Origin of the sequence: Vibrio sp. 1457 (assembly GCF_033340195.1) — a bacterium.
GTDB lineage: Bacteria > Pseudomonadota > Gammaproteobacteria > Enterobacterales > Vibrionaceae > Vibrio > Vibrio alginolyticus.
In genome coordinates this window covers 1-1,183 of the sequence record NZ_JAWOWA010000105.1, presented here as the reverse complement: position 1 = coordinate 1,183, position 1,183 = coordinate 1, and the positions used below count along the sequence as shown (strand labels likewise).

General features: G+C 51.7%; 1 protein-coding gene. It reads right to left on the bottom strand.

Annotated elements, in window-relative coordinates; translation table 11 throughout:
- Positions 1-1,183: cytochrome ubiquinol oxidase subunit I (locus R7Z41_RS24060; protein ID WP_318141645.1), on the bottom strand; the 1,183-nt coding region annotated here is incomplete at both ends.

The following is a 1,183-nucleotide window of genomic DNA, read 5'->3' as shown; positions in this document are numbered from 1 at the left end:
TTTTTTCTCGCCAATGCGGTTGCGGATGACACTCCAGAAAGAGAGCGCGATGATTGCCAGAAGCAGGAAGCCACACGCCACCATGATACGGAACGCAAAGTACAGCGGCGCTACACGCGGGATGGAGTCTTTGGTTGCCTGTTGAATCTGCGCTTCAGTCGCATCAGCCACGTTTGGCGTATAGCGTTTCAGCAGCAGACCGTAACCGAGGTCTTTCTTCATGCTATTGAACTGGTCACGAACCGCCTGGTCGGTAGAACCAGAACGCAGTTGTTCGAGCAGAGAGTACGCCTTCATCCCGTTACGAATGCGTTCTTCATGCTGCACCATCAGCTCTTTCAGGCCGATAACCGGGGTATCCACGGAACGCGTTGCAATGATGCCCAGTGCGTAAGGGATCTGAATCGCAAATTTGTTCGTCTCCTCTTCCTGATCAGGAATGCCGAACAGAGTAAAGGCAGCAGGCGCAGGTTGCGTTTCCCACTCGGCTTCAATAGCAGCCAGTTTGGTTTTCTGCACGTCGCCCATTTCGTAGCCGGATTCATCACCCAGAACAATAACAGACAGAACAGCAGCCATACCGAAGCTGGCAGCGATAGCAAAGGAGCGTTTAGCGAAGGCGAAGTCACGACCTTTCAGCATATACCATGCGCTGATACCGAGGATGAACATCGCGCCAGTCACATAACCAGACGCTACAGTGTGAACGAATTTCACCTGAGCAACCGGGTTAAGCACCAGCTCGGAGAAGCTCACCATCTCCATACGCATAGTTTCAAAGTTGAAATCGGACGCGATTGGGTTTTGCATCCAGCCGTTCGCAACCAGAATCCACAGTGCGGACAGGTTTGAACCGAGCGCCACCAGCCAGGTGACACACATATGCTGAACTTTACCCAGACGATCCCAACCGAAGAAGAACAGACCTACAAAGGTGGATTCGAGGAAGAAGGCCATTAATGCTTCCATCGCCAGCGGTGCGCCAAAAATATCGCCCACATAGTTGGAATAGAATGACCAGTTAGTACCAAACTGAAACTCCATGGTCAGGCCGGTAGCCACGCCAAGAGCAAAATTGATACCGAAGAGCTTACCCCAGAAGCGCGTCATATCGCGGTAGATTGTTTTGCCGGTGACCACGTAAATGGTTTCCATAATAGCCAGCAAAAAAATCAGCCCCAGG